28 protein-coding genes and 1 rRNA gene are annotated in these 24,053 nt (G+C 36.8%); 14 read left to right on the top strand and 15 right to left on the bottom strand.

Annotated elements, in window-relative coordinates:
• A 16S ribosomal RNA gene (locus MOC86_RS06470) occupies positions 1-71 on the bottom strand; the annotation flags it as partial.
• 516 nt (positions 72-587) lie between these two features.
• On the opposite strand from MOC86_RS06470, the gene thiT reads away from it, so the two are divergent.
• The 3 genes from thiT to MOC86_RS06455 all read left to right on the top strand — a co-directional run bounded on the left by thiT (position 588) and on the right by MOC86_RS06455 (position 2,236).
• The gene (gene thiT, locus MOC86_RS06465; RefSeq protein ID WP_268583326.1) at positions 588-1,148 is read left to right on the top strand and encodes an energy-coupled thiamine transporter ThiT; all 561 of its coding nucleotides are present in this window, start codon (positions 588-590) and stop codon (positions 1,146-1,148) included.
• A 65-nt stretch (positions 1,149-1,213) separates the two neighbouring features.
• Positions 1,214-1,399, top strand: coding sequence for a hypothetical protein (locus MOC86_RS06460; protein ID WP_268583324.1), 186 nt, complete (start codon positions 1,214-1,216; stop codon positions 1,397-1,399).
• A gap of 159 nt (positions 1,400-1,558) precedes the next feature.
• Positions 1,559-2,236 carry an MgtC/SapB family protein gene (locus MOC86_RS06455; protein WP_061804558.1) on the top strand — a complete coding sequence of 226 codons (678 nt, stop codon included), beginning with the start codon at positions 1,559-1,561 and terminating at the stop codon, positions 2,234-2,236.
• A 51-nt stretch (positions 2,237-2,287) separates the two neighbouring features.
• Here the strand turns inward: MOC86_RS06455 and MOC86_RS06450 are convergent, their stop codons facing one another.
• The 8 genes from MOC86_RS06450 to MOC86_RS06415 form a co-directional block, all read right to left on the bottom strand.
• Entirely contained in the window at positions 2,288-2,902 is a 615-nt protein-coding gene (locus MOC86_RS06450) for a precorrin-2 dehydrogenase/sirohydrochlorin ferrochelatase family protein (RefSeq protein ID WP_268583322.1), read from the bottom strand.
• Positions 2,884-3,660 carry a sirohydrochlorin chelatase gene (locus tag MOC86_RS06445; protein WP_268583321.1) on the bottom strand — a complete coding sequence of 259 codons (777 nt, stop codon included), beginning with the start codon at positions 3,658-3,660 and terminating at the stop codon, positions 2,884-2,886. Before MOC86_RS06445 ends, MOC86_RS06450 begins: the two co-directional genes overlap by 19 nt.
• Before the next feature lie 14 nt (positions 3,661-3,674).
• Positions 3,675-4,442, bottom strand: coding sequence for a uroporphyrinogen-III C-methyltransferase (gene cobA, locus MOC86_RS06440; RefSeq protein WP_026009760.1), 768 nt, complete (start codon positions 4,440-4,442; stop codon positions 3,675-3,677).
• A gap of 202 nt (positions 4,443-4,644) precedes the next feature.
• Positions 4,645-5,244 (bottom strand): adenylyl-sulfate kinase, encoded by a 600-nt coding sequence (gene cysC / locus MOC86_RS06435; RefSeq protein WP_268583320.1) that lies wholly within the window; start codon positions 5,242-5,244, stop codon positions 4,645-4,647.
• Between the two features lie 12 nt (positions 5,245-5,256).
• Positions 5,257-6,402, bottom strand: coding sequence for a sulfate adenylyltransferase (sat, locus tag MOC86_RS06430; protein WP_268583319.1), 1,146 nt, complete (start codon positions 6,400-6,402; stop codon positions 5,257-5,259).
• 43 nt (positions 6,403-6,445) lie between these two features.
• Positions 6,446-7,522 carry an inorganic phosphate transporter gene (locus MOC86_RS06425; protein ID WP_268583318.1) on the bottom strand — a complete coding sequence of 359 codons (1,077 nt, stop codon included), beginning with the start codon at positions 7,520-7,522 and terminating at the stop codon, positions 6,446-6,448.
• Between the two features lie 20 nt (positions 7,523-7,542).
• Positions 7,543-8,253 carry a phosphoadenylyl-sulfate reductase gene (locus tag MOC86_RS06420; protein ID WP_243516825.1) on the bottom strand — a complete coding sequence of 237 codons (711 nt, stop codon included), beginning with the start codon at positions 8,251-8,253 and terminating at the stop codon, positions 7,543-7,545.
• Positions 8,254-8,338: 85 nt separating this feature from the next.
• The gene (locus MOC86_RS06415) at positions 8,339-8,482 is read right to left on the bottom strand and encodes a YezD family protein (protein ID WP_268583317.1); all 144 of its coding nucleotides are present in this window, start codon (positions 8,480-8,482) and stop codon (positions 8,339-8,341) included.
• 671 nt (positions 8,483-9,153) lie between these two features.
• Between MOC86_RS06415 and MOC86_RS06410 the strand changes: the two genes are divergently transcribed.
• Positions 9,154-10,578, top strand: a complete 1,425-nt coding sequence (locus MOC86_RS06410; RefSeq protein WP_268583316.1) for an alanine/glycine:cation symporter family protein — start codon at positions 9,154-9,156, stop codon at positions 10,576-10,578.
• Positions 10,579-10,668: 90 nt separating this feature from the next.
• A complete protein-coding gene (locus MOC86_RS06405) occupies positions 10,669-11,451 on the top strand; it encodes a potassium channel family protein (RefSeq protein WP_268583315.1) in 783 nt (260 codons plus the stop codon).
• A 21-nt stretch (positions 11,452-11,472) separates the two neighbouring features.
• On the opposite strand, the gene MOC86_RS06400 is transcribed toward MOC86_RS06405, so the two are convergent.
• The 3 genes from MOC86_RS06400 to MOC86_RS06390 all read right to left on the bottom strand — a co-directional run bounded on the left by MOC86_RS06400 (position 11,473) and on the right by MOC86_RS06390 (position 13,739).
• Positions 11,473-11,877 (bottom strand): YugN-like family protein, encoded by a 405-nt coding sequence (locus tag MOC86_RS06400; protein WP_268583314.1) that lies wholly within the window; start codon positions 11,875-11,877, stop codon positions 11,473-11,475.
• A 106-nt stretch (positions 11,878-11,983) separates the two neighbouring features.
• Positions 11,984-13,336, bottom strand: a complete 1,353-nt coding sequence (locus MOC86_RS06395) for a glucose-6-phosphate isomerase (RefSeq protein WP_243516816.1) — start codon at positions 13,334-13,336, stop codon at positions 11,984-11,986.
• Positions 13,337-13,508: 172 nt separating this feature from the next.
• Positions 13,509-13,739, bottom strand: coding sequence for a hypothetical protein (locus MOC86_RS06390; RefSeq protein WP_061804570.1), 231 nt, complete (start codon positions 13,737-13,739; stop codon positions 13,509-13,511).
• Positions 13,740-14,043: 304 nt separating this feature from the next.
• On the opposite strand from MOC86_RS06390, the gene MOC86_RS06385 reads away from it, so the two are divergent.
• Genes MOC86_RS06385 through mnhG form a run of 7 tightly spaced genes read left to right on the top strand, consistent with a single transcriptional unit; the run spans position 14,044 to position 19,802 of the window.
• Complete coding sequence (locus MOC86_RS06385; RefSeq protein ID WP_268583312.1) at positions 14,044-16,464, top strand: Na+/H+ antiporter subunit A; 2,421 nt, start codon at positions 14,044-14,046, stop codon at positions 16,462-16,464.
• Positions 16,451-16,876 (top strand): Na(+)/H(+) antiporter subunit B, encoded by a 426-nt coding sequence (locus MOC86_RS06380; protein ID WP_019395074.1) that lies wholly within the window; start codon positions 16,451-16,453, stop codon positions 16,874-16,876. The genes MOC86_RS06385 and MOC86_RS06380 overlap by 14 nt, the downstream gene beginning before the upstream one ends.
• Entirely contained in the window at positions 16,876-17,217 is a 342-nt protein-coding gene (locus MOC86_RS06375; RefSeq protein WP_268583311.1) for a Na(+)/H(+) antiporter subunit C, read from the top strand. Before MOC86_RS06380 ends, MOC86_RS06375 begins: the two co-directional genes overlap by 1 nt.
• Positions 17,210-18,691: a Na+/H+ antiporter subunit D gene (locus tag MOC86_RS06370; RefSeq protein ID WP_268583309.1), complete on the top strand. Its 1,482-nt coding sequence runs from the start codon at positions 17,210-17,212 to the stop codon at positions 18,689-18,691. Before MOC86_RS06375 ends, MOC86_RS06370 begins: the two co-directional genes overlap by 8 nt.
• Positions 18,692-18,698: 7 nt before the next feature.
• Complete coding sequence (locus MOC86_RS06365) at positions 18,699-19,175, top strand: Na+/H+ antiporter subunit E (protein WP_124051156.1); 477 nt, start codon at positions 18,699-18,701, stop codon at positions 19,173-19,175.
• Positions 19,172-19,459 (top strand): Na(+)/H(+) antiporter subunit F1, encoded by a 288-nt coding sequence (locus tag MOC86_RS06360; protein ID WP_111924135.1) that lies wholly within the window; start codon positions 19,172-19,174, stop codon positions 19,457-19,459. The genes MOC86_RS06365 and MOC86_RS06360 overlap by 4 nt, the downstream gene beginning before the upstream one ends.
• Entirely contained in the window at positions 19,443-19,802 is a 360-nt protein-coding gene (gene mnhG, locus MOC86_RS06355; RefSeq protein ID WP_268583307.1) for a monovalent cation/H(+) antiporter subunit G, read from the top strand. Before MOC86_RS06360 ends, mnhG begins: the two co-directional genes overlap by 17 nt.
• A gap of 33 nt (positions 19,803-19,835) precedes the next feature.
• Here the strand turns inward: mnhG and MOC86_RS06350 are convergent, their stop codons facing one another.
• Positions 19,836-20,999 (bottom strand): iron-containing alcohol dehydrogenase, encoded by a 1,164-nt coding sequence (locus MOC86_RS06350; RefSeq protein ID WP_268583306.1) that lies wholly within the window; start codon positions 20,997-20,999, stop codon positions 19,836-19,838.
• Positions 21,000-21,210: 211 nt separating this feature from the next.
• On the opposite strand from MOC86_RS06350, the gene MOC86_RS06345 reads away from it, so the two are divergent.
• Entirely contained in the window at positions 21,211-21,444 is a 234-nt protein-coding gene (locus MOC86_RS06345) for a DUF378 domain-containing protein (RefSeq protein ID WP_268583305.1), read from the top strand.
• Positions 21,445-21,482: 38 nt separating this feature from the next.
• Here MOC86_RS06345 and MOC86_RS06340 read toward each other — a convergent pair whose 3' ends face one another.
• On the bottom strand, positions 21,483-22,676 hold the full coding sequence (locus MOC86_RS06340) for an ornithine--oxo-acid transaminase (RefSeq protein ID WP_268583304.1): 1,194 nt from the start codon (positions 22,674-22,676) through the stop codon (positions 21,483-21,485).
• Between the two features lie 196 nt (positions 22,677-22,872).
• Positions 22,873-23,274, bottom strand: a complete 402-nt coding sequence (gene yugI, locus MOC86_RS06335) for a S1 domain-containing post-transcriptional regulator GSP13 (RefSeq protein WP_061804579.1) — start codon at positions 23,272-23,274, stop codon at positions 22,873-22,875.
• Between the two features lie 397 nt (positions 23,275-23,671).
• Here yugI and MOC86_RS06330 point away from each other — a divergent pair, with 397 nt between their 5' ends.
• Positions 23,672-24,043 carry a helix-turn-helix domain-containing protein gene (locus MOC86_RS06330; protein ID WP_268583302.1) on the top strand — a complete coding sequence of 124 codons (372 nt, stop codon included), beginning with the start codon at positions 23,672-23,674 and terminating at the stop codon, positions 24,041-24,043.
• Positions 24,044-24,053 lie beyond the last annotated feature (10 nt).

Here is a 24,053-nt window from a genome sequence, read left to right as displayed (position 1 = left end):
CTCCGCTCGACTTGCATGTATTAGGCACGCCGCCAGCGTTCGTCCTGAGCCAGGATCAAACTCTCCATAGAAAGTTTGGTTTCATCTTTCGATGTCCATAGCTTTTTGTTTCTAATAAGAAACGTTGTTTTAAAAATAAAATAGAATTAACGTTGACGTATTTTGTTCAGTTTTCAAAGGTCAATCATTTCATTTGTCGTTAACAGCGACTTTTATATCTTATCACTTCTTCCGAAGTGTGTCAACAACTTTTTTAAAAATGTTTTTTAACTTCTTTCTGTTTTGTCCTACCGTAGCAGCGACAAGTAATAATTTATCACGTATTAAATTGTTTTGCAATAGTTTTTTTAAAACTTTTTTCAAAAAACTTAAGAACCTTAGTACATATAGAGTTTTAACTTCTTTCTGCTTAACATATCCTATCATCATTTAGAAGAAATGAAAATGTTTATTAATAGTTTTTATTTCAATTATAAAAAAGTGCTATAATCTACAACGTACCTATTCACTACTTCACATACTTTCCTCTCTAATAGAAGAAAGGTACATTGTAGCTAAGAAAATTATTGATTGAAAGAGGTGTTTACATGCAGCGTGGCCGCACTTTAGTTTTAGCAGAAATAAGTATCATGACTACCCTTGCCTTCTTATTAGACATTGTTGCTCAATTTTTTTCTCTTCCTCAGGGGGGGGCAATTTCCATTTCAATGGTCCCTGTTCTTATCGTTGCTTTTCGTCATGGTATAAAGGGAGGCCTTGCTTCTGGTTTTTTATTAGGTCTTCTACAAGTTATAGTAGGACCAAGTCAAATTTACACACCTGTACAAGGTCTTATTGATTATCTCATTGCCTTTACAGTTATCGGATTTGCAGGATTAACTCGAAAAGGAATTATTTCTTCTCTAACAAACAATCATACCGGAAAAGTAATTTTGTACGTTACTCTAGGATCCTTTGTGGGCAGTTTTTTGCGTTATCTTGCGCACTGCGTATCAGGTTATTTCTTTTTTGCTGCTTATGCTCCAAAAGATGTTCCGCTTTTGTGGTATACGATCGTTTATAACAGCACATATATGATACCAGCTTTTGTGTTAAGCACGATTGTAACATGCCTAATTTTAATTTCTTCTAAAAGACTGTTTATCTAATGAGCATAAACTAGTAAATCTCTACATACTTTCATAGTAAAGATGCTAGAGAGGAGTTTACACTCATGTTAATTCAGTTAGGAATGTGGCTATCTTTCCTAATGGCCATCTCCCTTATTTGTTTTGCTTACTTTGAAGGAATCAAAATAGGAGATAGGACGGAAAAAGTAGAAAGCAGCCACTTTATATTAAGTTCTGTATTTGGCCTCATTTTTTGCTTATTTTTCTTTCATTTTCAGGACATGCTTTAAAGCCTCTCGCCAAGCGGAAGGCTTTTTTGTCTTTCTTTTCTTCTCGTCCTCTTTGTACTACCTCCCTTTTATAGTGCATATATCTTATAGACATAAAGTATTGAGTTCTAGCCAGTGATCTTCCTTCTTTTCACCTTATAACGAAAGCGAGGTAAGAACATGTATTACGAAACGATATTAAAGCTTGGAATATCGGCTGTGCTAGGGTTGATTATTGGTCTTGAAAGAGAACTAAAGCGAAAACCTGTTGGGTTAAAGACTTCACTTGTAATGTCCATTGTAAGCTGTATTTTAACTATCGTCTCTATCGAATCTGCCTATTTATTTGAGAAAGCAAGTAACATTACAATGGATCCTTTGCGACTTGCTGCTCAAATTGTATCTGGTATAGGATTCCTTGGAGCAGGGGTGATTCTGAGAAGAGAAAATGATAGTATTTCAGGCTTAACGACAGCTGCACTCATATGGGGGGCTGCTGGAATTGGCATTACGGTTGGAGCCGGCTTTTATACAGAAGCTGTGATTGCCGTTATTCTCCTTATGATCAGCGTTGAATTTATCCCTTTCCTTACTAAGTTGATTGGCCCTAAGCAGTTTAAGGAGAAAGAGATTCGACTGGAGCTAACCGTCTCTAGAGATGTTCATTTAACAACTCTTATCTCTGAGATCAAAAATCTAAATTTAAGGGTAAAACACGTTCGTGTAAAAGACTTGGATGACTTTGTTGTTATTCAGCTAAAAATCTTGGCCCATGAAAAGCGGTTCACGACGGATGTTTATTATGATATTCAAAAAGTTGCCGGGATTAAGCAAATTGATATTCAAAGCCTTTCTTAATAAATAAAAAGTACGAGTTGAGGTTACTACAGCAATCTCTACTCGCACTTTTTAATCTTTTTTATATTTATCATATAAAGCTTGCCAAAAAAGCTGCTGATGATGAGCATCTTTCATTTCTTCTTGCAAAGAACGATGAAGAAGCTTCTTTTTTTCTTCAGGCTGTTTTTCATTTTCATGTATAAAAGAACGTATCTCATTTAAGAAGTCCACATACTGTTCATAACTTTCACCATAACGTGCTGAAAGTTCATCACGTATCTTTTTAGCTAACAGCGGGCTCCCTCCCCCTGTTGAGACTGAAATGGTTAAGTCGCCACGTGTGAACTGAGCTGGCACAGTATAGCTCCCCTTATCCCCCTTATGCGCTACGTTAACAAGCTGATGGGGTAAAGCAGCTTTTAATAGTTTTTCATTATCCTCTGGGTTGTTTGTTGCTAATATAACGAGAAATGCCGAGGGAACGTCAAGCTCATTTGCTTCTCGCTTTTCCCAATACACTTCGCCTTTTTCTTCCCACTTCTTGATTTCATCCGTAGCTTCAGGAGAAATAACTGTAACATTTGCTCCTTCTTTTAAAAGATGTTTAATTTTCCTTGTCGCAACAGTACCTCCACCAACAACGAGAGCCTTTTTATTTCTTATATTTAATGTGACAGTATACATAATTCTTCTCCATCAAACATTAAGTTTCCCTTTTGATTTTTCCACTTTTCGATTCTCTCAGCAAGAATGTCTTCTAAAATAGTATGATAGCCTAAAAATGAACATAGAAAAATGTTCGAAGAGTCAACAAGTAGCTGACTTACATCTGCTGCAATTTGTCTCATGAGTAACCCAGTGAAAAGAATATACGGAACAATATAAACTTGCTTATTTCCTTTAAGCCCACGAAGTCCCTGTTCAAAAGTAGGTTCTGCTGCAGCAAGAAAGCATGTATCCACTTTTAAGAATCCGCCTCGTCGTTCTAACATAAGGGCAATTTCATTTAAATCACGTTTCACATCTGGATCACTGCTTCCTCTACCAACGAGTAAAACTGTTGCATCTTTATCAATCATACTGTTGGCTTCACGTATACGGTCCATTAATACATCAACAAGTTTGTCATGAACCCCAAAAGGAGTTCCATAAACAACTTCAATTTCTGGATGTGCTTCAGCTAAGGAAAGCAATATTTCTGGTATATCTTTTTTTGCATGCCCTGCTGTTAAAAGAAGAATCGGGACAGCTACAATTTTTGTTGCCCCCTGCTTTATACATCGAGCAAAAGCTTCTTCAATAGTTGGTTCAGCAAGTTCCAAAAAACATGCTTCTTGAATAGGAACGTTTACTTTCTCTTTGCAACGTTCAATAAATTGCAAGGCTCCGATCTGTCCATCTCTAATCCGCGTCCCGTGACAAATATACAATACAGCTTCCACTTTGATCCCTCACTTTAGAAAACTTGTTCAACATATTGCTGCGTATTTTCCTCAAACCAACTTAATTTGTCTTTTAGCACAACAACCTCTCCAACAATGACCATACTTGGATTCTTCACTTTTTCTCTATGAGCTATATCAATAATCGTATCAAGTGTACCTACTACAGTTTTTTGCTCAGTATACGTTCCCCAGTGAATCAATGCAACGGGTGTGTCAGGACTCTTGCCGTGTTGAATAAGCTGTTCGCAAATATATGATAGATTTTTAATGCCCATATAAATGGCTAATGTGTCAATCCCTTTAGCTAGAGCTTCCCATTTCACATGTTCATCTTCCTGTTTGCGATGACCTGTCACAAAAGCAAAGCTTCCGCTGTATTCGCGATGCGTAACAGGGATACCCGCATAAGCAGCTGCTGCAATACCTGAGGTGATACCTGGAACAATTTCAAAAGAGATACCGTTTTGAACAAGAATTTCAGCTTCCTCACCACCACGCCCGAACACAAATGGATCTCCACCTTTTAAACGAACAACCGTTTTTCCTTCTTTAGCATGTTTTACAAGAGCATTATTGATTGCTTCTTGTTGAAGGATATGAGCATTTGGAGATTTGCCACAGTAGATAAGATCAGCACCTTTTTTGGCATATGTTAATAGATGTTTATTAACAAGACGATCATATAAGATGACGTCAGCCCCTCCAATACAGCGGATTCCTTTTAAAGTTATAAGCTCCGGATCTCCTGGTCCTGCTCCAACTAAATAAACCTTTCCAATGTTCACGTACATCTTCCTCTCCAAGTTGTCAGTTTATACACTCTATTCTTAACTTTATATTATTAATGTACCAACATATCTCTAAAATTTGAACCGTCATTTGGAGATGCTTTGGATAAGCTATCTTTAAGAATAAGGCTCATAGCATTCACTATGAGCCTTAAACTAAGAGCCTTACATGACTCTCTTTTATAGAAAACTCCTAGATGAAGTTTTCATTTTTTAAATATGCGACAATTTGGTCTACACATTCTTCTACACTATACTGATCAGAATGAACTGTGATCTCAGGGTTCTCTGGAGATTCATATGGAGAACTAATTCCTGTAAAATCTTTTATTTCCCCAGCACGAGCTTTTTGATAAAGTCCTTTTGGATCACGACGCTCACATTCTTCTAGATTGCAGTCAATATAAACCTCAACAAATTCATTTTCTTCTACAATTTCTCTTACTTGTTTTCGATCCTCAATAAAAGGAGAAATAAAAGCTGTTAGCACAACTTGACCACTATCTACAAAAAGCTTTGAAACTTCTCCAATACGACGAATATTTTCCGTACGATCTTCCGCAGAGAAACCGAGGTTTTTATTTAATCCAAAACGAATGTTATCTCCGTCTAGCACATACTCATTGATGCCCTCTTGAAACAGGCGATGCGCAACGGCATTTGCAATTGTTGATTTTCCAGAACCCGACAGCCCAGTGAACCATAGAATAAAGCTATGATGTCCGATTTTTTTACGGCGATCTTGTTTCGTTACGCCACTTTCATGCCATGTAATATTTGTTGACTCACCCATTGCTTTTCCCCCTTATGATTGAACAGTCTGCTGTTTCATTCCTTTAATAAGTACTTCAACAACTTCGCGACGGCTAAATGTGCTTGGTGGTACTTCTCCATTACGAAGCATTTCACGCACTTTTGTACCTGATAAAATCATACGATCTTCTTTACCATGTGGACACGTTTTTGTCGAAGCCATTCCTTCACACTTTTTGCAATAGAAGCTATGTTCAAAGAATAGAGGGGTAATGCCTAACTCTTCACTTGTGAAATTACGGAAAATTAATTGTGCATCATATGTTCCATAATAATCACCGACTCCCGCATGGTCACGTCCAACAATAAAATGCGTGCAGCCATAGTTTTTACGAACCATCGCATGGAAAATTGCTTCACGAGGACCAGCATAACGCATTGCCGCTGGGAACACAGCTAAGAATACGCGATCTTTTGGATAATAATTTTTCAGCAGAACTTCATAGCTTTCCATACGGATGTCTGCTGGAATATCGTCCGATTTCGTCTCTCCAACTAACGGATTTAAAAAGAGACCATCAACAATTTCTAGAGCTGTTTTTTGAATATATTCATGAGCTCGGTGCACAGGGTTACGTGTTTGGAACCCAACTACCTTTTCCCATCCAAGCTCTTCAAACTTAGCGCGCGTATCTTTTGGATCTAAATGATAGCCAGCAAATTTCTTCTCTTCACGACGTACAAGGGTAATTTCCCCTGCTACATACACATCCGGACGTTCTAGCATTTTTTTCACACCTGGGTGAGCTGCTTCAGTCGTACGATAAACTTTTTCAGCTTCAACTTCTTTATTTGGCTTATAAGCTTCTTCAAAATGAAGTACTCCATAGACAACACCATTTTTAGTCAACTTAACATCTTCACCAGCTTGCAGCGTTTCGGCTACCTTTTCTTCAACAGGTAATGTAACTGGAATACTCCATACTGTGCCATCAGCTAATTTCATATTGTGGACAACACTCTCATAATCTTCTTTTCCTAAGAAGCCTTGTAAAGGGCTGTATCCTCCGATTGCAATTAACTCTAAATCACTTAGAGCCATCGGATCTAGCTCAATGCTTTTAGAAATCCCATCATATTTATAGTCTGGATTAAAACGATTAATTAGTGTACCTCCATGTGGCTGACTTGCTGTCATCACAAAAACCTCCCAAGTATTATTGTATATTCAATCTCTTAATTTAAAGAGTTGTTCGTTCCGCTGACGTTACTTTTAGTTTTTTTTTGCTTGAATTTTGCGCAAGACTTACAGTGCCAAGCGTAGCTAAGCAGCAGATGATGATAACAAAAAATGAGTACCAGTCATCTTGAATTGTTAGCTTAACTAGGCCGTAGGAAATCATTAAGGAAAAGATAGGTGACACAACCCAAACTTTAACCATTTGAAACACGATACTTTTCTGCCAGATTCCAGCTCCTTGTTTTGCAGTTCCTACCCCAATGATAGAAGAGGTCGTCACTTGCGTGAGAGGGATAGGCAATCCAAATAGAGAGGCTACAAAAACAAGACCTCCTCCTGTTAGAGAAATCATAATTCCTTCTCCTTTAGAAAGAGCCGTTATTTTCTTACCGTTTGTTTCAAGCACTCTTCCACCTAACAAAAGAGCTCCAAGGGCAATAAAAACACCCCCGACAATTACACCGAAAGAAGGGCTGATAACACCAGCACCAACAAGGGGCCCAACGGCATTTGCAACATTGTTCATTCCCGCTGAAAAAGCTTCAAAGCACCCTGCAACAAGAAGAAAGGCAACTAAATATTTTTCTCTCCCTTTCTTTTCTCCAAACCTTTCTCTTCTTTTTCGAGTCATAATCCACTTGCGAATAATGTACGTAATAAAGAAAGAGAATACTGGAACAATAACCCAAAAGAAAACAATTTTTAAAATAGAGTTCATATACAAAGCTTGATAAGCAACCCCAACCCCGATTACTGCTCCAACTGTCACTTCGCTTGTTGAAAGTGGGATACCCATCAAGTTTGCAAAAAACAGAGTACTTGTTGCTGCTAATAAAATAATGACTGCGATTTTAACACTCGCAATATCCTCTGGAATAATGCCACTACCTATTGTTTTCACAACTTCTGTTCCAAAATATGAACCAAGTAAAATAAAGAGGCTACATATAAGAAGAGCTTTTCTTTTCGTTTTTATAGCTCCAGAACCATATGCAACCCCCATTGTTGCAGCAGCACCACTTGCCCCAATATTCATGGCAAAAAAGAGTGCGATAATAATGGCTATCGTTGTAAACATGGTCAATCAACTACCTTTTATTAAGACTCGTGCAGCCCACATTCTACTTTTTGATTTCCTGACCAGCGACCAGATCGTAAATCATCCATGTTATATGCTGGAGCTGTACATGGTGCACATCCAATACTTGGATATCCTTTATCATGAAGCTCGTTGTATGGAAGATCATGTTTGTATACATAGCGCCAAATCTCTTTCCAAGTCCAGTGAATAAGCGGGCATACTTTAATTTTGTTAAAACGGTTATCTTTATTAATGAAATTTGTATTTTTTCTTGTTTCAGATTGATCTCTTCTTAATCCTGAAATCCAAGCATCTACTTCACTTAATGTTTGTTCAAGCGGTAAAATTTTTCGAATATAGCAGCATTGATTTGGCTCACGTTCCCAAAGTTTGTCTCCATACTGTTCTGCTTGTTGTTCAAGATTAAGAGATGGTTTTTTCATCTCAATATTAAGATCTGGGAAACGCTCTTGGATTTTATCAATCACATCGTAAGTCTCTTGAAAATGTACGCCTGTATCTAAAAATACAATGCGTGCTTTTGGATTTACCTTTGCGATGAGATCGATGAGCACTATCCCTTCGATCCCGAAACTACAGGCATACACAATTGAATCTCCGTAATAATCATAAGCCCATTTTAGAGTCGCAAGAGCTCCTTTTGTTTCATCATCATGTGCAAATGTAGGAACCTCATCTGTCCACGTTTCGTATGTTAGCTTTGCCATATTCTCACCTTCCATATAAACATTTAATCCGATAGATAAACACGGTTTTAAACTTAAAAGAAGATAGAACGTTCTAAGCGTTCTATTATTTCAAACGAATTTTTTCGACTTTATCAATACCAACAACTTTTCCATCTTGGATAACAAGAGTAACAGAGCCATATTGTATTGATTGAAGAAGTTCTTCTGTTTTTCGCAACGCTTCTTTATAATTAGAACTATCCCCCATATTGACTCCTCCTCTTTTCTTCCCAATAATCAAAAACTACATTTCCGATGGTTTAAGTCAGATTAATTTCAATAAAAATTCTACTCTCTTTACAAAAAAGAAGAGCATAATTTATAAATACACCTTTATATTATGCTGAAAAATGAGGATGTTGAAGAAATTTTAGCACAATTAGCTAGTTTGTCAACCTTCAATTCCGACTATTTTTATCGACTAAGTCATTTATCTGAAATTATAACACATTACCTTTTGAATTGTTATAATTTTTTCATTATTTATTATATTTTTTTGTATCATCTCTTTCTTTCATTAAAAAATATTATATACTTCATGTTTAATGGGATAATTTTGTCATATCTTCTAACACTTTTTTCTGATTTTGTTATCTTTACTAACAACTTTTTTCGAATAATAGATTGGTGATGTGTTAACATCCACAAGAATAATTTATCTCTTTTTCCTTCATATAAAGAAGAAACAGATCTACTATAAATTTAAAAGAAGTAAAACGTAATAAGATTTTAAATCTTTTAAATTTTACTATTATTCAATACAGTAAAGAATAGTATTGCTTTCTCTTTCTCTTCCCCTATATAATATTAGTTATGTTAGAAAAGTTCACATACATCTAAAGTTGTAAATCATTTTTGTTTCATAAGGGGGAATTATTAATGGATTTATTAAATGATGTAGTTCTTACGATAAATGATGCGTTTTGGACATACGTTCTTATTGCTTTACTACTTATATTAGGACTATATTTCACGCTTCGTTCAAGATTTCTACAGTTTCGTTTACTAAAAGAAATGTTTAGATTACTGACAGAGAAGCCTGCTTCAAAAGAAAAAGGCAGCATTTCAGCATTCCAAGCTTTTTGTATTAGTATGGCTGCTCGTGTTGGAACAGGAAACATTGCCGGAATTGCTCTTGCTATTTCAATTGGAGGACCTGGTGCAATCTTTTGGATGTGGATTGTAGCACTTGTTGGTTCTGCCTCAGGTTTTGTTGAAAGCACATTAGCTCAAATTTATAAAGTTCCAGATAAAGGAACGTTCCGCGGCGGACCTGCTTACTATATGGAAAAAGGATTAAAACAACGCTGGCTTGGTGTTTTATTCGCTGTTCTGATTACTATTTCATTTGCTTTCGTGTTCGTCGCTGTACAAGCAAATACAATTACACTTGCATTTGAACAGTCTTTTAATACGAATCGACTTGTAGTCGGAATTATCGTTTTGGTTGCTTTTGCTATTATTATCTTTGGTGGTATTCAACGTATTGCAAAAATGTCGGAATACATTGTAGTTGTTATGGCAGGTCTCTATATCCTCATCGCATTTGGGATTGTTTTAGTGAACATTAACGAAATGCCATCTCTTATTGCTTCAATTGTGAAGCATGCTTTTGGATTTGAACAATTTGCAGGTGGAACACTTGGAGCCGTTTTACTTCAAGGGGTTAAACGTGGTTTATTCTCCAATGAAGCTGGTATGGGTAGTGCGCCAAACGCAGCGGCTACAGCGGATGTTACCCACCCTGCTAAACAAGGTCTTATTCAAGCTTTAGCTGTTCTCATTGACACATTAATTATTTGTTCAAGTACGGCGTTCATCGTACTTTTAACAGATGCATATAAAACACCTGGACTAGATGGGGTTCAAATTACACAAGTAGCATTAGGAGAACATATCGGTGGATGGGCTTCATCTGTTCTAGCTATTATGATTTTCCTTTTTGCATTCAGTACGCTAATCGGTAACTATTATTATGGTGAAACAAACGTTGAATTCATTAAAACAAATAAAACCATCATTTTCGTTTACCGTATTCTTGTTCTTGCAATGATCCTGTTTGGAGCTGTTGCAAAAGTAGACTTAGTTTGGAATTTAGCTGATTTGTTCATGGGTCTTATGGCTTTCACAAACTTAATTGCGATTGCGTTCCTAGCAAAAACAGCATTTAGAGCTCTTAAAGATTATACAGATCAACGTAAACAAGGAAAAGATCCCGTCTTTTACAAAGACTCTCTTCACAATATTGGAGAGCTTGAGGGTTGGGAAGAAAGACCAAAAGAAGCAAAAAAACAAACAATATAAGTTAGAAAAGCGTACCTATAATTATAGGCACGCTTTTTTCATACCTTCTTTAGAAATGGGAATACTATGTTCTAAAGGAGGAAATTGTACATGTTTGATAGCTTTCTATTCCGCTTCTTCCGTCGCTCTGTTTTATATCGACTTATTGTTATCATTCTACTGCTTTGCGTTATTTTTGGTGGAATTATTCATTTTCTTGAAGAAGAAACTTTTCCAACCGTTTTTGACGGAATATGGTGGTCAATTGTTACCATATCCACAATTGGGTTCGGAGACTATGTTCCACATACAGTAATTGGGCGTATTTTAGCTATGTTACTTATTTTAATTGGAACAGGGTTTATCACGAATTATTTTGTAACGATTGCTAGAATGGCAGTTTCTAGAGAGAATGCTTATGTTGATGGAAGTCTCCCTTATAGAGGAAGCGACCATATTGTTATTATTGGATGGAATGAGCGTACAAAACAGCTTCTAGAGCTTTTTGCTCAATCTCATCTTGCTAAACATATTGTTTTAATTGACGAAACACTGGAAGAACGTCCTATGCTTTCTGCATACGTTCATTTTGTAAAAGGAAATCCGACACATGAGAATACACTTATAAAAGCAAATATTGCTGAAGCTCGGGAAGTGATGATTACAGCTAATCAACATAAAGCTGAAAACGAGGCAGATATGCAGGCTATTTTGACTATCTTAGCTGTTAAGGGACAAGATCGTCATATTCCTATCACAGCAGAAATTCTTTCTTCTCTACACGTCAAAAGTGCTAAACATGCTGGAGCAGGTAAAATAGTCGAAACAAATAAAATGATTAGTCAGCATATGTATGAGCAGCTATTTTTAAAAGAAGGCTTTGTTAGAAAGTGAGCTAACAAAGCCTTTTCAAATTCAATATAGAAGGCGCTGCTCTGCTTCTTTTAGGAATTCCTGACCTAGTAGGATATATTCTTTTGGAAAAGAAGCATCAGGATCTTGCGGCTCTTGAAATTGGTCAAATGAGCTCTTCACATTACCAACATGAACTTGATCATCTAAACCAATTTGATATTTATGAGAAAGTAAAAAAGGTGTCCTGAAACGCACTGTTGCTCCAGGGGCATCCAACTGACCATCCACAGCTTGAAATGGGAGACGAAGAAACTGATACCCTACTTTATCATCTATCTTATAGTCAAATGACCCTTGATCATACTCCCATCCTCCTCCAATTGTATATCCTAAAGAACCTAAAGTTTCTTCTAAATCATGTAGCTTAAACACTCTTCCCTCAAGGTTTGACTGTAATTCAATCATAGTAAGCCCCCCTTTTCTATGTTAACGTCTCCAATATTATGCTTTTTATCCTTTTGTATCGTTACAAAAAAACAGTCATAGCCTTAGGCTATGACTGTTTTTTCATTTATGATTTTAAACGTTTTTCAAGCTCTGCTTTCTTTTCTTCAAATCCTGGTTTTCCAAGAAGTGCAAACATATTTACTTTGTATGCTTCTACACCTGGTTGATCAAATGGGTTAACACCTAAAAGGTAACCACTTACTGCGCAAGCTTTTTCAAAGAAGTAAGCAATATAACCGAATGTATAAGCATCAAGAGCTGGCGCTGTTACAAGTAAGTTCGGAACTCCTCCGTCTGTATGAGCAAGCATTGTTCCTTCAAGCGCTTTGTTATTAACAAAATCAACTGTTTCACCAGCCAGATAGTTTAAGCCATCTAAATCAGCCGCATCTTCTTCAATTGTTAACTCGTGACGAGGATTCTCAACGCGAATTACGGTTTCAAAAATATCACGACGACCTTCTTGAACATATTGTCCTAAAGAATGTAGGTCTGTTGAGAAGTTTGCTGAAGATGGATAAATTCCTTTTTGGTCTTTTCCTTCACTTTCTCCAAACAGTTGTTTCCACCACTCCGCAAAGTATTGAAGAGCTGGCTCATAGTTAATTAACATTTCAATTGTCTTACCTTTGTTGTAAAGAAGGTTACGAACTGCTGCATATTGGTATGCTGCATTTTCTTCTAGGTTAGGCTTTGCAAAGTCTTCACTTGCAGCCTCTGCACCTTTCATCATGTCAGAAATGTTCGCACCACTTACAGCAATCGGAAGAAGTCCAACTGCAGTTAGAACAGAATAACGACCACCAACATCATCCGGAATTACGAATGTTTCGTATTTCTCTTCATCAGCAAGTGTTTTTAAAGCTCCACGTGCTTTATCTGTTGTAGCATAAATACGACCACGTGCTTCTTCTTTTCCATATTTCTCTTCAAGAAGCTTACGGAAAATACGGAACGCAATCGCAGGTTCTGTTGTTGTTCCAGACTTAGAAATAACATTGATTGAGAAGTCTTTTCCATCAAGAAGATCCATTAAGTCTTTCATATATGTAGAGCTAATGTTATTTCCAACGAAAATCACTTGTGGCGTTTGACGTTTCTCTTTCGGTAATACGTTATAGAAAGAGTGTTGAAGCATTTCAATCGCTGCTCTTGCACCTAAATATGAACCACCAATTCCAATTACTAATAAAACGTCTGAATCACTTTTAATTTTTTCAGCACTTTTCTCAATGCGAGCAAACTCTTCCTTATCATATTCTTTCGGAAGATTTACCCACCCTAAGAAATCGCTTCCTGCTCCTGTTTTATCATGGATAGCATGATGTGCTGCTTTTACAGCATCACTTAAGTATGTAATTTCATGCTCTTTGAAAAAAGTAAGTGCATTTGAGTAATCAAAACGAACATGTGTCATAGATATGTTCCTCCATAAATTTTATTCTCTTTCTCTCACTTTATCGAAACCGCTCATGGAATTCAAGCAATGTTTCTCCATATTAGTACTTTCTTTTCAAAAATATTGCATAAATCCTGCATAGAAAGGTTTGAGCAGGACTAAAGGAGGAAAATCACTTAATAGAAGTGACTCACTCTATACTTAACTCAAACTCTTCCATTGCTTTATTCAACCGCACGTATTCCCTTGAATCAAATGGGCGTAACGGGTGCTTATTCATTGTCTCTCCATACTGCTCAACTAATTTTTCTACTGTTTCCTGATCTAAGTATTCTTTCTTTGTAGCGGCATTGAACAAGAAAGCACTTGTGAACATTGTGATAAAAATAGTGGAACTTACAATGATTTGTTTCTTATACATACTAAAAATCACCTCATAGTTAGGATGAGATGATTTTTTTATTTCTATTCAATGGAATGGAATTCTTTAAGAAAAAAAGTGAAGACTAAAAAAGCATTCTATACCCCAAAAAAGACCTTAAAAATAAAAAAAAATATAATTTTTTTTACTGTAATTTTTCCGACTTTCTATTTATTTAATAGCACAGAAATAGTTGAGCAACATAGAAGAGTCGTTGGGATGCAAGGCATCTCGAATTATTATATAATCGGTTCTAGAATAAAGTATCCGTCTAAAATTAGTATATTTGAAGGAGGTTTATCATTTGTCATTGCTACACTTACTCGTACTATCGCCTTTCTTATTTGCGATACTTGTACCCTTTCTATATAGATATGTGCGAAAGGTTCATACAGGATGGTTTGTCCTTATTTTACCTCTTGCCTTATTTCTATATTTTCTCCAGTTCATTAAACTTACGAGCAGTGACGAAGAAGTTGTTCGTACATTTGAATGGATTCCAAGCTTAGATATCAACTTCACTCTGCATGTTGATGGGCTTGGTCTTTTGTTTGCTTTACTTATTACAGGAATCGGGTCTTTAGTTACTCTTTACTCTATTTATTATCTATCAAAAGATAAAGAGGCATTACATAATTTCTATGTATATCTTCTCCTCTTTATGGGAGCCATGCTTGGAGTCGTGCTTTCTGATAATTTAATTGTTCTTTATACATTCTGGGAGATCACAAGTCTTTCCTCTTTTTTACTCATCGGATATTGGTATAAAAGAGAGAAGTCCCAGTATGGAGCACAAAAATCAATGCTTATTACTGTTTTTGGAGGGTTAGCTCTCTTAGGCGGAATTATTCTCTTGTACATGATGACGGGCACATTTAGTATCCGTGAAATTATAGCTAACCTTGATCTCCTAAAAGGAGAAGCTTTGCTTTTACCTGCTCTTATCCTTGTTCTCTTAGGGGCATTCACAAAATCAGCTCAGTTTCCGTTCCATATTTGGTTACCAGATGCAATGGAAGCTCCAACTCCTGTTAGTGCTTACTTGCACTCAGCTACAATGGTGAAAGCAGGAATCTATCTTGTGGCTCGTTTAAGCCCTGTCTTCAGTGACCATGCTGCATGGTTTATTTTAATTTCCACCTTTGGAATTTTCACTTTGTTTTGGGGCTCCTTTTCTGCTGTAAAACAAACAGACTTAAAAGGAATTTTAGCTTTTTCAACAGTTAGTCAACTTGGAATGATTATGTCCTTACTTGGGGTGGGAAGTGCGTCTTTACATTACGACTACTTAGAAAACAATATTTTTATTGTCGCTGTTACCGCTGCTATTTTCCATCTCATTAACCACGCTACTTTCAAAGGAAGTTTGTTTATGGTTGCCGGAATTGTGGACCATGAGACAGGAACACGTGATATTCGAAAACTTGGTGGTTTAATGGGGATGATGCCTGTTACTTTTACAATTGCTTTAATTGGATCGTTCTCAATGGCTGGCATTCCTCCGTTTAACGGATTTTTGAGTAAAGAAATGTTTCTAACTGGGATGATTAATGTTCTAAAGATGGATATTTACCATATCGAAACATGGGGAATTCTTCTTCCGGTTATTGCATGGATAGCTAGTGTGTTCACTTTTGTATACAGCATGATTTTATTCTTTAGAACGTTTACAGGAAAACTTCAACTTGAGAAGCTGGAGAAAAAACCGCATGAAGCACCAGTTGGAATGCTTATATCACCAGTTATCTTAGCTTCCTTAGCTGTTATATTTGGTTTTTTCCCAAACATTTTATCTTCTACACTTATTATACCGGCTATGAAATCAATACTTCCAACGATTGCTCAAAGTGGCCGGGAATTCGATGTAGAAATCAAACATTGGCATGGATTTACACCTGAATTATTTATGACGATTGGAATTATTGTAATAGGAACGATTCTTTTCCTTACTGTTCGAAAATGGTCCTTTATTTATGAACGTTTTCCTCAAAAACTCGCCCTTAACCATTTTTATGACCAAGGGTTGGTTGGAACAGAACGTGGTTCAGCGTGGATTATGAAATCCTTTATGTCTGGCCATATTCGAGATTATCTTGTTTACATTTTTGTATTTCTATCTATTATTTCATTAAGCTCTCTCTTTGTGACAAATGCATTTCATCTTGATGTAACAAATGTTGCCCCAGTTGGAGTTTATGAAATAATCCTAAGTCTTCTAGCTGTCGGAGGTGCTGTCGTCACCGTTCTTGCTAGAACACGTATGGTTGCCATCATTGCAGCTGGTGTTGTTGGATATACAATTTCACTATTCTTCGTTATCTTCAGGGCACCTGATTTAGCGCTTACACAGCTTGTTGTAGAAACAATCTCTGTTGCTTTATTTTTACTTTGTTTTTTCCATTTACCAGAAATCACAAAGAAACAAAAGCGTCTCAGATTTCGATTATTAAATTTACTTGTTTCAATCGGAGTAGGATTTGTTGTCACAATGTTTGGTATTGCCTCTCATAGCGAGAAACTATTCCCTTCTATTTCTAAGTATTTTGTAGAGGAAAGCTATAAAGAAGCAGGTGGGAAGAATATTGTGAATGTTATCCTTGTAGACTTCCGTGGATTTGATACATTGTTTGAAATTACAGTACTTGGTATCGCTGCCTTTGGAATCTTTGCGATTGTTAAATTACGTCTAACCAAAAGGAGTGAACGTGAACATGAAGGTAAATGATTTAATTTTAAAAACGGCTACAAACGTTGTGTCGTTCATTATCATCACTTTCTCCATTTATCTGTTTTTCACTGGTCACTACACTCCTGGTGGAGGATTTATCGGTGGATTGATGGCAAGTGGTGGTTTGTTATTGTTATTACTTGCTTATGATTTGAAAACGATTCAGTCAATTATCCCTTTTGATTTCAAAAAGGTGATTGCTACAGGGCTTTTAATAGCCGTTGCTACTGGAGTCGGTGGATTCTTCTTTGATGTACCTTTTCTTACTCATACATATGGGTATTTTGACCTTCCATTCTTTGGAGAACATACGGCTTTAGCAACAGCAACTCTGTTTGACTTGGGGGTTTATCTTGTTGTTGTGGGAATTACCATGACCATTATTCAAACGATTGGAGAGAGCGAATAATGGAAATATTAATGTCAATTGTATCAGGCATACTCTTCATGTGTGCAACGTATTTAATTTTCTCTCGTAGCTTACTACGGGTTATTATCGGAACTGTCCTTTTAAGTCACGGAGCTCATTTAATGATTCTTACAATGGGCGGACTAAAAAAAGGAACAGTTCCTCTGCTAGGCGAAAATGCTTCTTCTTACACAGATCCATTGCCACAAGCTTTGATTTTAACCGCTATTGTTATTTCTTTTGGTGTTACTGCTCTTTTCTTAGTTCTTGCATACCGCTCATATCAGGAATTAAAGACAGACGATATGAATGATTTAAAGGGGTGTGAGGACGATGAGTAATTATGTAATTTGGCCACTGCTAATTCCTTTAATAACAGGGATTATTCTTATGTTTTTTAGCCGAAATGTTACTGTTGCTCGTACAATTAGCATAGTTTCTTCTCTTGTGACTACTGGTTTCTCTGTACTTCTTGTACACTTAGTTAAAACGCATGGAATTTTAACTCATGAGCTTGGAGGATGGAAACCTCCTTTTGGAATTGTACTTGTAGCTGATATGTTTTCAGCACTACTTGTCCTTACAACAAGTATTGTCAGCTTGTGCTGTATTTTATTTGCTTTTCGTTCTATTGGAATTGAACGAGAAAGATTCTATTTTTACTCTTTTGTTCAATTTATGATTGTAGGTGTCACAGGAGCATTTTTAACTGGAGATATCTTTAACTTATTTGTATTCTTCGAAGTTATGTTAATGTCTTCCTATGTCTTGATCTCATTAGGAGGCACAAAACTCCAACTTCGAGAGTCTCTTAAATATATTCTTGTAAATATAGTTTCTTCAGCCCTTTTTGTTATCGCTGTTGGGTTCCTATACTCTGTAACAGGAACATTAAATATGGCTGATTTATCAGTAAAAGTTGCCGAAGTAGGACAGCCTGGTATCATTACAGCTATTGCTCTTCTCTTATTTGTGGTCTTTGCCATAAAAGGAGCACTATTCCCCCTATATTTTTGGCTTCCTGGTTCATACAAAGCACCTCCACCTGTTGTAACAGCTTTATTTGGTGCACTGTTAACTAAAGTTGGTGTTTATGCTATATTCCGAGTGTTTACACTTATTTTCTATCATGATCAAGCATTTACACATACGATTATTGGTTATGTGTCGCTTCTAACGATTGTAGCAGGATGTATTGGAGCTATTGCCTATTGGGATATTGAAAAAATTATTATTTATAACATTATCATTGCAGTCGGTGTTATTGTATATGGAGTTACCTTAACAACGGAAACTGGAATTGCAGGAGCGCTTTACTATTTAATTCATGACATGATCATTAAAGCAGCGCTATTTCTATTAGCAGGAGCAATGATTACTATTACTGGAACAGCTTCAGCCAAAAAAATGGGTGGTCTAATTAAACGTCACCCTTTCCTCGGATGGATGTTCTTTGTAGCTGTAATTTCTCTTGCTGGAATCCCTCCTTTGAGTGGCTTCATTGGAAAGTTCTTATTAGTAGAAGGTGCTGCACAGTCACATAGCTATCTGTTTATGGGTATCCTTTTAATCTCAAGTTTAGTTGTTCTATATTCTGTCATCAAAATCTTCATTCATGCTTTCTGGCGTGAGCCGAAGTTAACAGAGAAAGAAGAGAAAGGAACAACAAAGGGAATGTTACTACCTATTGTCATTCTACTAGCTCTTTCTGTTGGGTTAGGTGTAGGAGCGGAATTTGTTTCTCCTTACATTTTTGAGGCTGCAAAAACGCTAATGGACCCGTCTATTTATATTGACGCGGTTTTAAAGGAGTAGGTGAAATATGTCATTTCAAATCCTTTTAAACGTAATAATTGCTTTATTATGGATGTTCTTTCAAAATGCTTGGAACGGTCTCGCATTTTCTAAAGGCTATCTCGTTGGGATCATTATCTTATTCTGTTTAAGACGTTTTTTCCCTACCCGTTTTTATATTCAAAAACTTGTTGCTATCGTTTATTTGCTTTTATTATTCTTAGTTGAATTACTCAAAGCAAACTATAGTGTGTTAAAAGAAGTCATTCGCCCAACCTTAAAGATTCAACCAGGAATCTTTGCTCTTCCACTTGAAGTAGAAAAAGATTGGGAAATTATGCTCCTTGCTAATATGATCACACTTACCCCTGGAACACTTGTTGTTGATATTTCAGATGATAATTCAGTTTTATATATTCATGCAATGCATATTGATGATGTGCACGAAGCAATCGATGATATAAAGAATTCATTTGAAAAAGCGATTATGGAGGTGAGTCGATGACCCTTGATATTCTCACTACAATAGCTTTAATCATTTTATCACTAGCAACGATAGGACTTCTGTATAGGGTTGTGAAAGGACCCGGTATCTCAGACCGAGTTATGGCTCTTGATGCAATTGGTATTAACCTTATGGCTATTACAGGAATCACATGTATTATAGTTGATACAGATGCATTTTTAGATATTATTCTCCTGATAGGGATACTGGCCTTTATTGGAACAGTTGCTTTTGCTAAGTTTCTTGAGAGAGGAGCCATTATTGATCATGACCGAGACAGCTAAACTTATAGTAGGCATTTTAGTATTATTAGGAAGCCTTCTCTCCCTTATTACAACAATTGGAATGCTGCGCTTTCCTGATACTTATACAAGAGCTCATGCAGCTTCTAAGAGTGCTACACTTGGTATTATGCTCACACTCATTGGAACTGCAGCATACTTCTGGTTTACAAAAGGATATATAAGCGCAAAAGTAATCCTTGGTATTGTCTTTGTACTAATGACAACTCCTGTCGCTTCCCATTTGATTACGAGAGCCTCTTACAATAAAGGTGTTGCTCTTTGGAAAGGGAGCGTTAGGGATGACCTTAAAGAAAAATATAAAAAACAGAAGCAAGAACAATAAAAAAACGATCCACACGTGTGGATCGTTTTTTTATTATAAAGAAGCACGTAAAATAGCTAATACATCTTCTTTGTTTAGTACTTTAAATTTACCAAATTCTCCATTCGCCATCGCTCTATCTGCCATAAGCTCTAGTTTAGAATCATCGATATCATAATCAGCTAAGCGAGTTGGTGCCCCAAGGCTTGTCCAGAATTCACGTAGCTTCTCGATTCCTTCAAGAGCCACTTCTCGATCAGATTTACCCTCTTCTTCAACTTGGAATACGCGAGTGGCAATTTGTTTGAAGCGATCCACATTTTGATCAAGCGTATGCTTCATCCAGTTCGGGAACAAAATGGCAAGCCCTCCTGCATGAGGAATATCATATACAGCTGAAACAGCATGTTCGATATTATGTGTTGCCCAGTCGCCACTATACCCCATTTGCAGCATGCCATTTAAGGCAATCGTACCTGAATATAAGATAGTTTCGCGGTGCTCATAGCTTTCTAAGTTTTCAAGAAGTTTTGGTGCTGTATCAATAACTGTTCTTAACGTTGCTTCACACATACCGTCTTGAAGCTTTGTATTTGAAACATGATGGAAATATTGTTCAAATACATGACTCATCATATCAATCATGCCATATACAGTTTGATCTTTTGGAACTGTATATGTGTTAACAGGATCTAGAATTGAGAATTGCGGGAATGTTGCTGGGCTACCCCAACCATATTTCTCATTTGTTTCCCAATTCGTAATAACAGATCCAGCGTTCATTTCAGAACCTGTTGCAGCTAACGTCAGGATTGTACCAAATGGAAGAGCTTCTGTTGCAAATGCTTTTTTCGTTACTAAATCCCAAGCATCACCATCGTACTTAGCACCTGCTACAACAGCTTTTGTGCAATCAATAACGCTTCCACCACCAACTGCTAGTGCAAACTCAATACCTTCTTGTTTACAAATTTCTACACCTTTTCTTACCGTTGTCAAACGAGGGTTTGGCTCAACGCCCGCTAGCTCATGAACTGTTGCTCCAACTTCGTTCAAAATGTTCATTACTTCATCATATAGTCCGTTACGCTTAATGCTTCCGCCACCATAGACTAAAAGAACTTTCTTTCCATACTGTGGAACAAGTTCACGCAATTGCTCAACTTGCCCTTTACCAAAAATTAATTTAGTTGGGTTATAAAATGTAAAATTATCCAAATTAAATTCCCTCCTTGATTTCTTCCTTATTATGCAGAAATCCATTTTACTTTGTAAAGAAATGTGCTCCTTCTTTAAAGTGTCACAAACCCTAAAAAACATGTTCTTTAAAATAGGCAGTACCCACAAACATTACCACAGAAACCGTAGAATATTTTCGTTCTAAAACACCAAGCTAATAAGGAAAGATTACAAAAGGAGGTTGTCAACTATGAGTGGTATTCAACGAACTGCACTTGTTCTTACTATTATCGGAGCAATCAACTGGGGACTTATCGGGTTCTTTCAGTTTGATCTAATAGCGGCTATTTTTGGAGGTCAAGCTTCTGCTCTTTCTCGTATTATCTATGGATTGGTCGGCATTGCTGGCTTAATTAACTTGGGGCTTCTGTTTAAGCCTTCTGCAGAAGTAGAGCGTACAGAGCCAAAAATGAATGAACAATAAAAAAAGCAGGGGCCTATTATAGCCCCTGCTTTTCTTTATTATTGGAGAACTTTTCTAATTTTGTCGATAGCCCAATCTAAGTCTTCTTGCTCAATGATAAGCGGTGGAGCAAAACGAATCACAGTATCGTGTGTTTCCTTGCATAGCAACCCTTCTGCTTTTAGTTTTTCACAGTATGACCGAGCTTTTTCATGAAGTTCTACTCCAATAAATAGACCCTTTCCCCGAACTTCTTTAACAATTGATGACTGAATTTTTTCTAACTGTTCTTTAAAATAATTCCCTAAATTGAACGATCTTTCCACAAGATTTTCATCTTGAATCACGTCAAGAGAAGCTAAGGAAACAGCACATGCTAAAGGATTTCCTCCAAACGTTGATCCATGTGAACCTGGGTTAAATACACCTAGAATTTCCTTATTTGCTGCAACGCATGAAATAGGAAAAACTCCCCCTCCTAGGGCTTTCCCTAAGATTAAGACGTCTGGCTCTACATCTTCCCAATCACAAGCAAACATTTTTCCTGTTCTTCCGAGTCCTACTTGAATCTCATCTGCTACAAATAGAACGTTTTGTTCCTTACAAAGAGTAGCAGCTTCTTTCAAGAAGCCTTGTGGAGGAACGTTAATTCCTGCTTCACCTTGAATAGGCTCCATTAGGAAAGCAACGGTATTCGGTGTAATTGCTTCTTTCAGCGCTTTTAAGTCTCCATATGGAACAAGTTTTATGCCAGGAAGCATTGGACCAAAGCCACGCTTATATTCTTCTTCCGAAGAAAGCGAAACTGCTGTCATTGTACGTCCATGAAAGTTATCGTAGCATGCAATAATTTCAGCTTTATTTTCCTCAATTCCTTTTTTCTCGTAACCCCAGCGTCTTACAGCTTTCACCGCTGTTTCCACTGCCTCTGCTCCTGTGTTCATAGGTAAAATCATATCTTTATTTGTAACCGCACACATTCTCTCATACCATGGACCAAGCTGGTCATTGTGAAAAGCTCTTGATGTAAGGGTCACACGGTCTGCCTGTTTTTTTAATGCTTCAATAATTGTAGGATGTCGATGCCCTTGATTAACGGCTGAGTATGCACTAAGCATATCCATATATCGATTTCCCTCTGGATCTTCTACCCATACCCCTTCTGCCTTTGAAATAACAATCGGTAATGGATGATAATTGTTGGCACCAAATTTTTCGGTTTGGTTAATCACCTTTTCACTTGTTGTCTTCATTTTTCATCCCCCTCAAAATTTCTAAACATTCTTACTATTAATTATACTGAAGCAACCGTATCTAAAAGTAAATAAAAGAAACTCATTTTTCGTTAGTTCCTCTTCTAAGAGGAACATTACCCGTTCTTTTCTTCCTTCTAACGTATAAAAAGCAATAAAAAAAAGCAGCTGACTTATCAGCTGCTTTTCACCGTCTTTACTTCTTAATTAGATCTTGACGGTTAGATTGCTCAACCCACTCTTCAAGCTTTTCACGTAGCGTGTTGAAACCTTGTGGTGCTGCGTTCTCTACAGGTTGCGCTGCTGCGGCTGCTTGAGGACGCTTTTTCTTTGGTTCTTCTTTTACTTCTGGTTCTGGTTGAGTAGCACGGATAGAAAGACCAAGCTTTCCAGACTTTTCGTCAACAGAAATAACTTTTACAGGTACTTCTTGACCTACTTTAAGATGCTCATTAATATCTTTAACGAAACCGTGAGTAACTTCTGAAATATGAACTAAACCTTGAGTTTCTTCGTCTAGTGCAACGAAAGCTCCGTATGGTTGAATTCCTGTAACTTTTCCATCAATAACGCTACCTACTGTAAACTTTTCAGCCATGTAAACACTCCTAAGTTTTTGTTAGTTTTTTCTCGATTATACGCAATTTTAAATTATAGCATACTTATCTGTCATAATCAAAACAATCCTGACTTATACTTAGTTTAGACTGTTGCTTCTTTTTTGTATCCTTTACGTTAAATAAAATAATGCGTAATTATTACCATTTCCTTTTTCCTCTGTCTTCCTTAGACGGTCTATTGGAATGTGTTTCTTCGCTATATATCCCTCTAAAAATAAAGAATTATATAAAATCGACACATAGTTTTCAGAATATTATCATCAAAATTACTTGAACTGTGTTAAAATATAAGAAAAGATAAAAAACTTCTGTTGGGGGAAGAGTGAAGGTCAAAAGAGGTGGTTGTGTAAAAACTTTAAACAGGGAGGCTAAAAAATGAATACAATTGGACAAAATATTCGTTTTCAGCGTGAGCAAAAAGGAATGTCACAGGAAGAGCTAGCATTGAAAATCCGTGTAGGAACTTCAACAATTCAAAAATATGAATCAGGCCAAAGTTTACCTGATACTCAAACTATTTTAAAGATTTCTACTGCTCTCGATATTCCCGCAGCAGAGCTCACAAGCAGACCTACCGTGCGCCAGCTTGTTTTTCCAGATGCTGAGCTAACACAGCTTGTTAATGAGATTGGGGTCGAAAGAACAAAGCGCCTGTTACAAAAGATAAAAGGATATAGCGATGATCAATTTTTAGCAATTATGAACACGTTATTTTATGAAAAAGATCTTCTTATTGAAGAAGGATAATAAAAAAGGA

It is taken from the genome of Priestia endophytica (genome assembly GCF_026790145.1).
In the GTDB taxonomy this organism is placed as follows: Bacteria; Bacillota; Bacilli; order Bacillales; family Bacillaceae_H; genus Bacillus_I; species Bacillus_I endophytica_A.
This window is presented reverse-complemented; position numbering and strand designations above follow the sequence as displayed.

What these genes read in the sequence shown, in the direction of transcription:
- thiT (WP_268583326.1), top strand. Translation starts at nt 588, where the DNA reads ATGCAGCGTGGCCGCACTTTAGTTTTAGCAGAAATAAGTATCATGACT.
- MOC86_RS06460 (WP_268583324.1), top strand. Translation starts at nt 1,214, where the DNA reads ATGTTAATTCAGTTAGGAATGTGGCTATCTTTCCTAATGGCCATCTCC.
- MOC86_RS06455 (WP_061804558.1), top strand. Translation starts at nt 1,559, where the DNA reads ATGTATTACGAAACGATATTAAAGCTTGGAATATCGGCTGTGCTAGGG.
- MOC86_RS06450 (WP_268583322.1), bottom strand. Translation starts at nt 2,902, where the DNA reads ATGTATACTGTCACATTAAATATAAGAAATAAAAAGGCTCTCGTTGTT.
- cysC (WP_268583320.1), bottom strand. Translation starts at nt 5,244, where the DNA reads ATGGGTGAGTCAACAAATATTACATGGCATGAAAGTGGCGTAACGAAA.
- sat (WP_268583319.1), bottom strand. Translation starts at nt 6,402, where the DNA reads ATGACAGCAAGTCAGCCACATGGAGGTACACTAATTAATCGTTTTAAT.
- MOC86_RS06425 (WP_268583318.1), bottom strand. Translation starts at nt 7,522, where the DNA reads ATGTTTACAACGATAGCCATTATTATCGCACTCTTTTTTGCCATGAAT.
- MOC86_RS06420 (WP_243516825.1), bottom strand. Translation starts at nt 8,253, where the DNA reads ATGGCAAAGCTAACATACGAAACGTGGACAGATGAGGTTCCTACATTT.
- MOC86_RS06415 (WP_268583317.1), bottom strand. Translation starts at nt 8,482, where the DNA reads ATGGGGGATAGTTCTAATTATAAAGAAGCGTTGCGAAAAACAGAAGAA.
- MOC86_RS06410 (WP_268583316.1), top strand. Translation starts at nt 9,154, where the DNA reads ATGGATTTATTAAATGATGTAGTTCTTACGATAAATGATGCGTTTTGG.
- MOC86_RS06405 (WP_268583315.1), top strand. Translation starts at nt 10,669, where the DNA reads ATGTTTGATAGCTTTCTATTCCGCTTCTTCCGTCGCTCTGTTTTATAT.
- MOC86_RS06400 (WP_268583314.1), bottom strand. Translation starts at nt 11,877, where the DNA reads ATGATTGAATTACAGTCAAACCTTGAGGGAAGAGTGTTTAAGCTACAT.
- MOC86_RS06395 (WP_243516816.1), bottom strand. Translation starts at nt 13,336, where the DNA reads ATGACACATGTTCGTTTTGATTACTCAAATGCACTTACTTTTTTCAAA.
- MOC86_RS06390 (WP_061804570.1), bottom strand. Translation starts at nt 13,739, where the DNA reads ATGTATAAGAAACAAATCATTGTAAGTTCCACTATTTTTATCACAATG.
- MOC86_RS06380 (WP_019395074.1), top strand. Translation starts at nt 16,451, where the DNA reads ATGAAGGTAAATGATTTAATTTTAAAAACGGCTACAAACGTTGTGTCG.
- MOC86_RS06375 (WP_268583311.1), top strand. Translation starts at nt 16,876, where the DNA reads ATGGAAATATTAATGTCAATTGTATCAGGCATACTCTTCATGTGTGCA.
- MOC86_RS06370 (WP_268583309.1), top strand. Translation starts at nt 17,210, where the DNA reads ATGAGTAATTATGTAATTTGGCCACTGCTAATTCCTTTAATAACAGGG.
- MOC86_RS06365 (WP_124051156.1), top strand. Translation starts at nt 18,699, where the DNA reads ATGTCATTTCAAATCCTTTTAAACGTAATAATTGCTTTATTATGGATG.
- MOC86_RS06360 (WP_111924135.1), top strand. Translation starts at nt 19,172, where the DNA reads ATGACCCTTGATATTCTCACTACAATAGCTTTAATCATTTTATCACTA.
- mnhG (WP_268583307.1), top strand. Translation starts at nt 19,443, where the DNA reads ATGACCGAGACAGCTAAACTTATAGTAGGCATTTTAGTATTATTAGGA.
- MOC86_RS06345 (WP_268583305.1), top strand. Translation starts at nt 21,211, where the DNA reads ATGAGTGGTATTCAACGAACTGCACTTGTTCTTACTATTATCGGAGCA.
- MOC86_RS06340 (WP_268583304.1), bottom strand. Translation starts at nt 22,676, where the DNA reads ATGAAGACAACAAGTGAAAAGGTGATTAACCAAACCGAAAAATTTGGT.
- yugI (WP_061804579.1), bottom strand. Translation starts at nt 23,274, where the DNA reads ATGGCTGAAAAGTTTACAGTAGGTAGCGTTATTGATGGAAAAGTTACA.
- MOC86_RS06330 (WP_268583302.1), top strand. Translation starts at nt 23,672, where the DNA reads ATGAATACAATTGGACAAAATATTCGTTTTCAGCGTGAGCAAAAAGGA.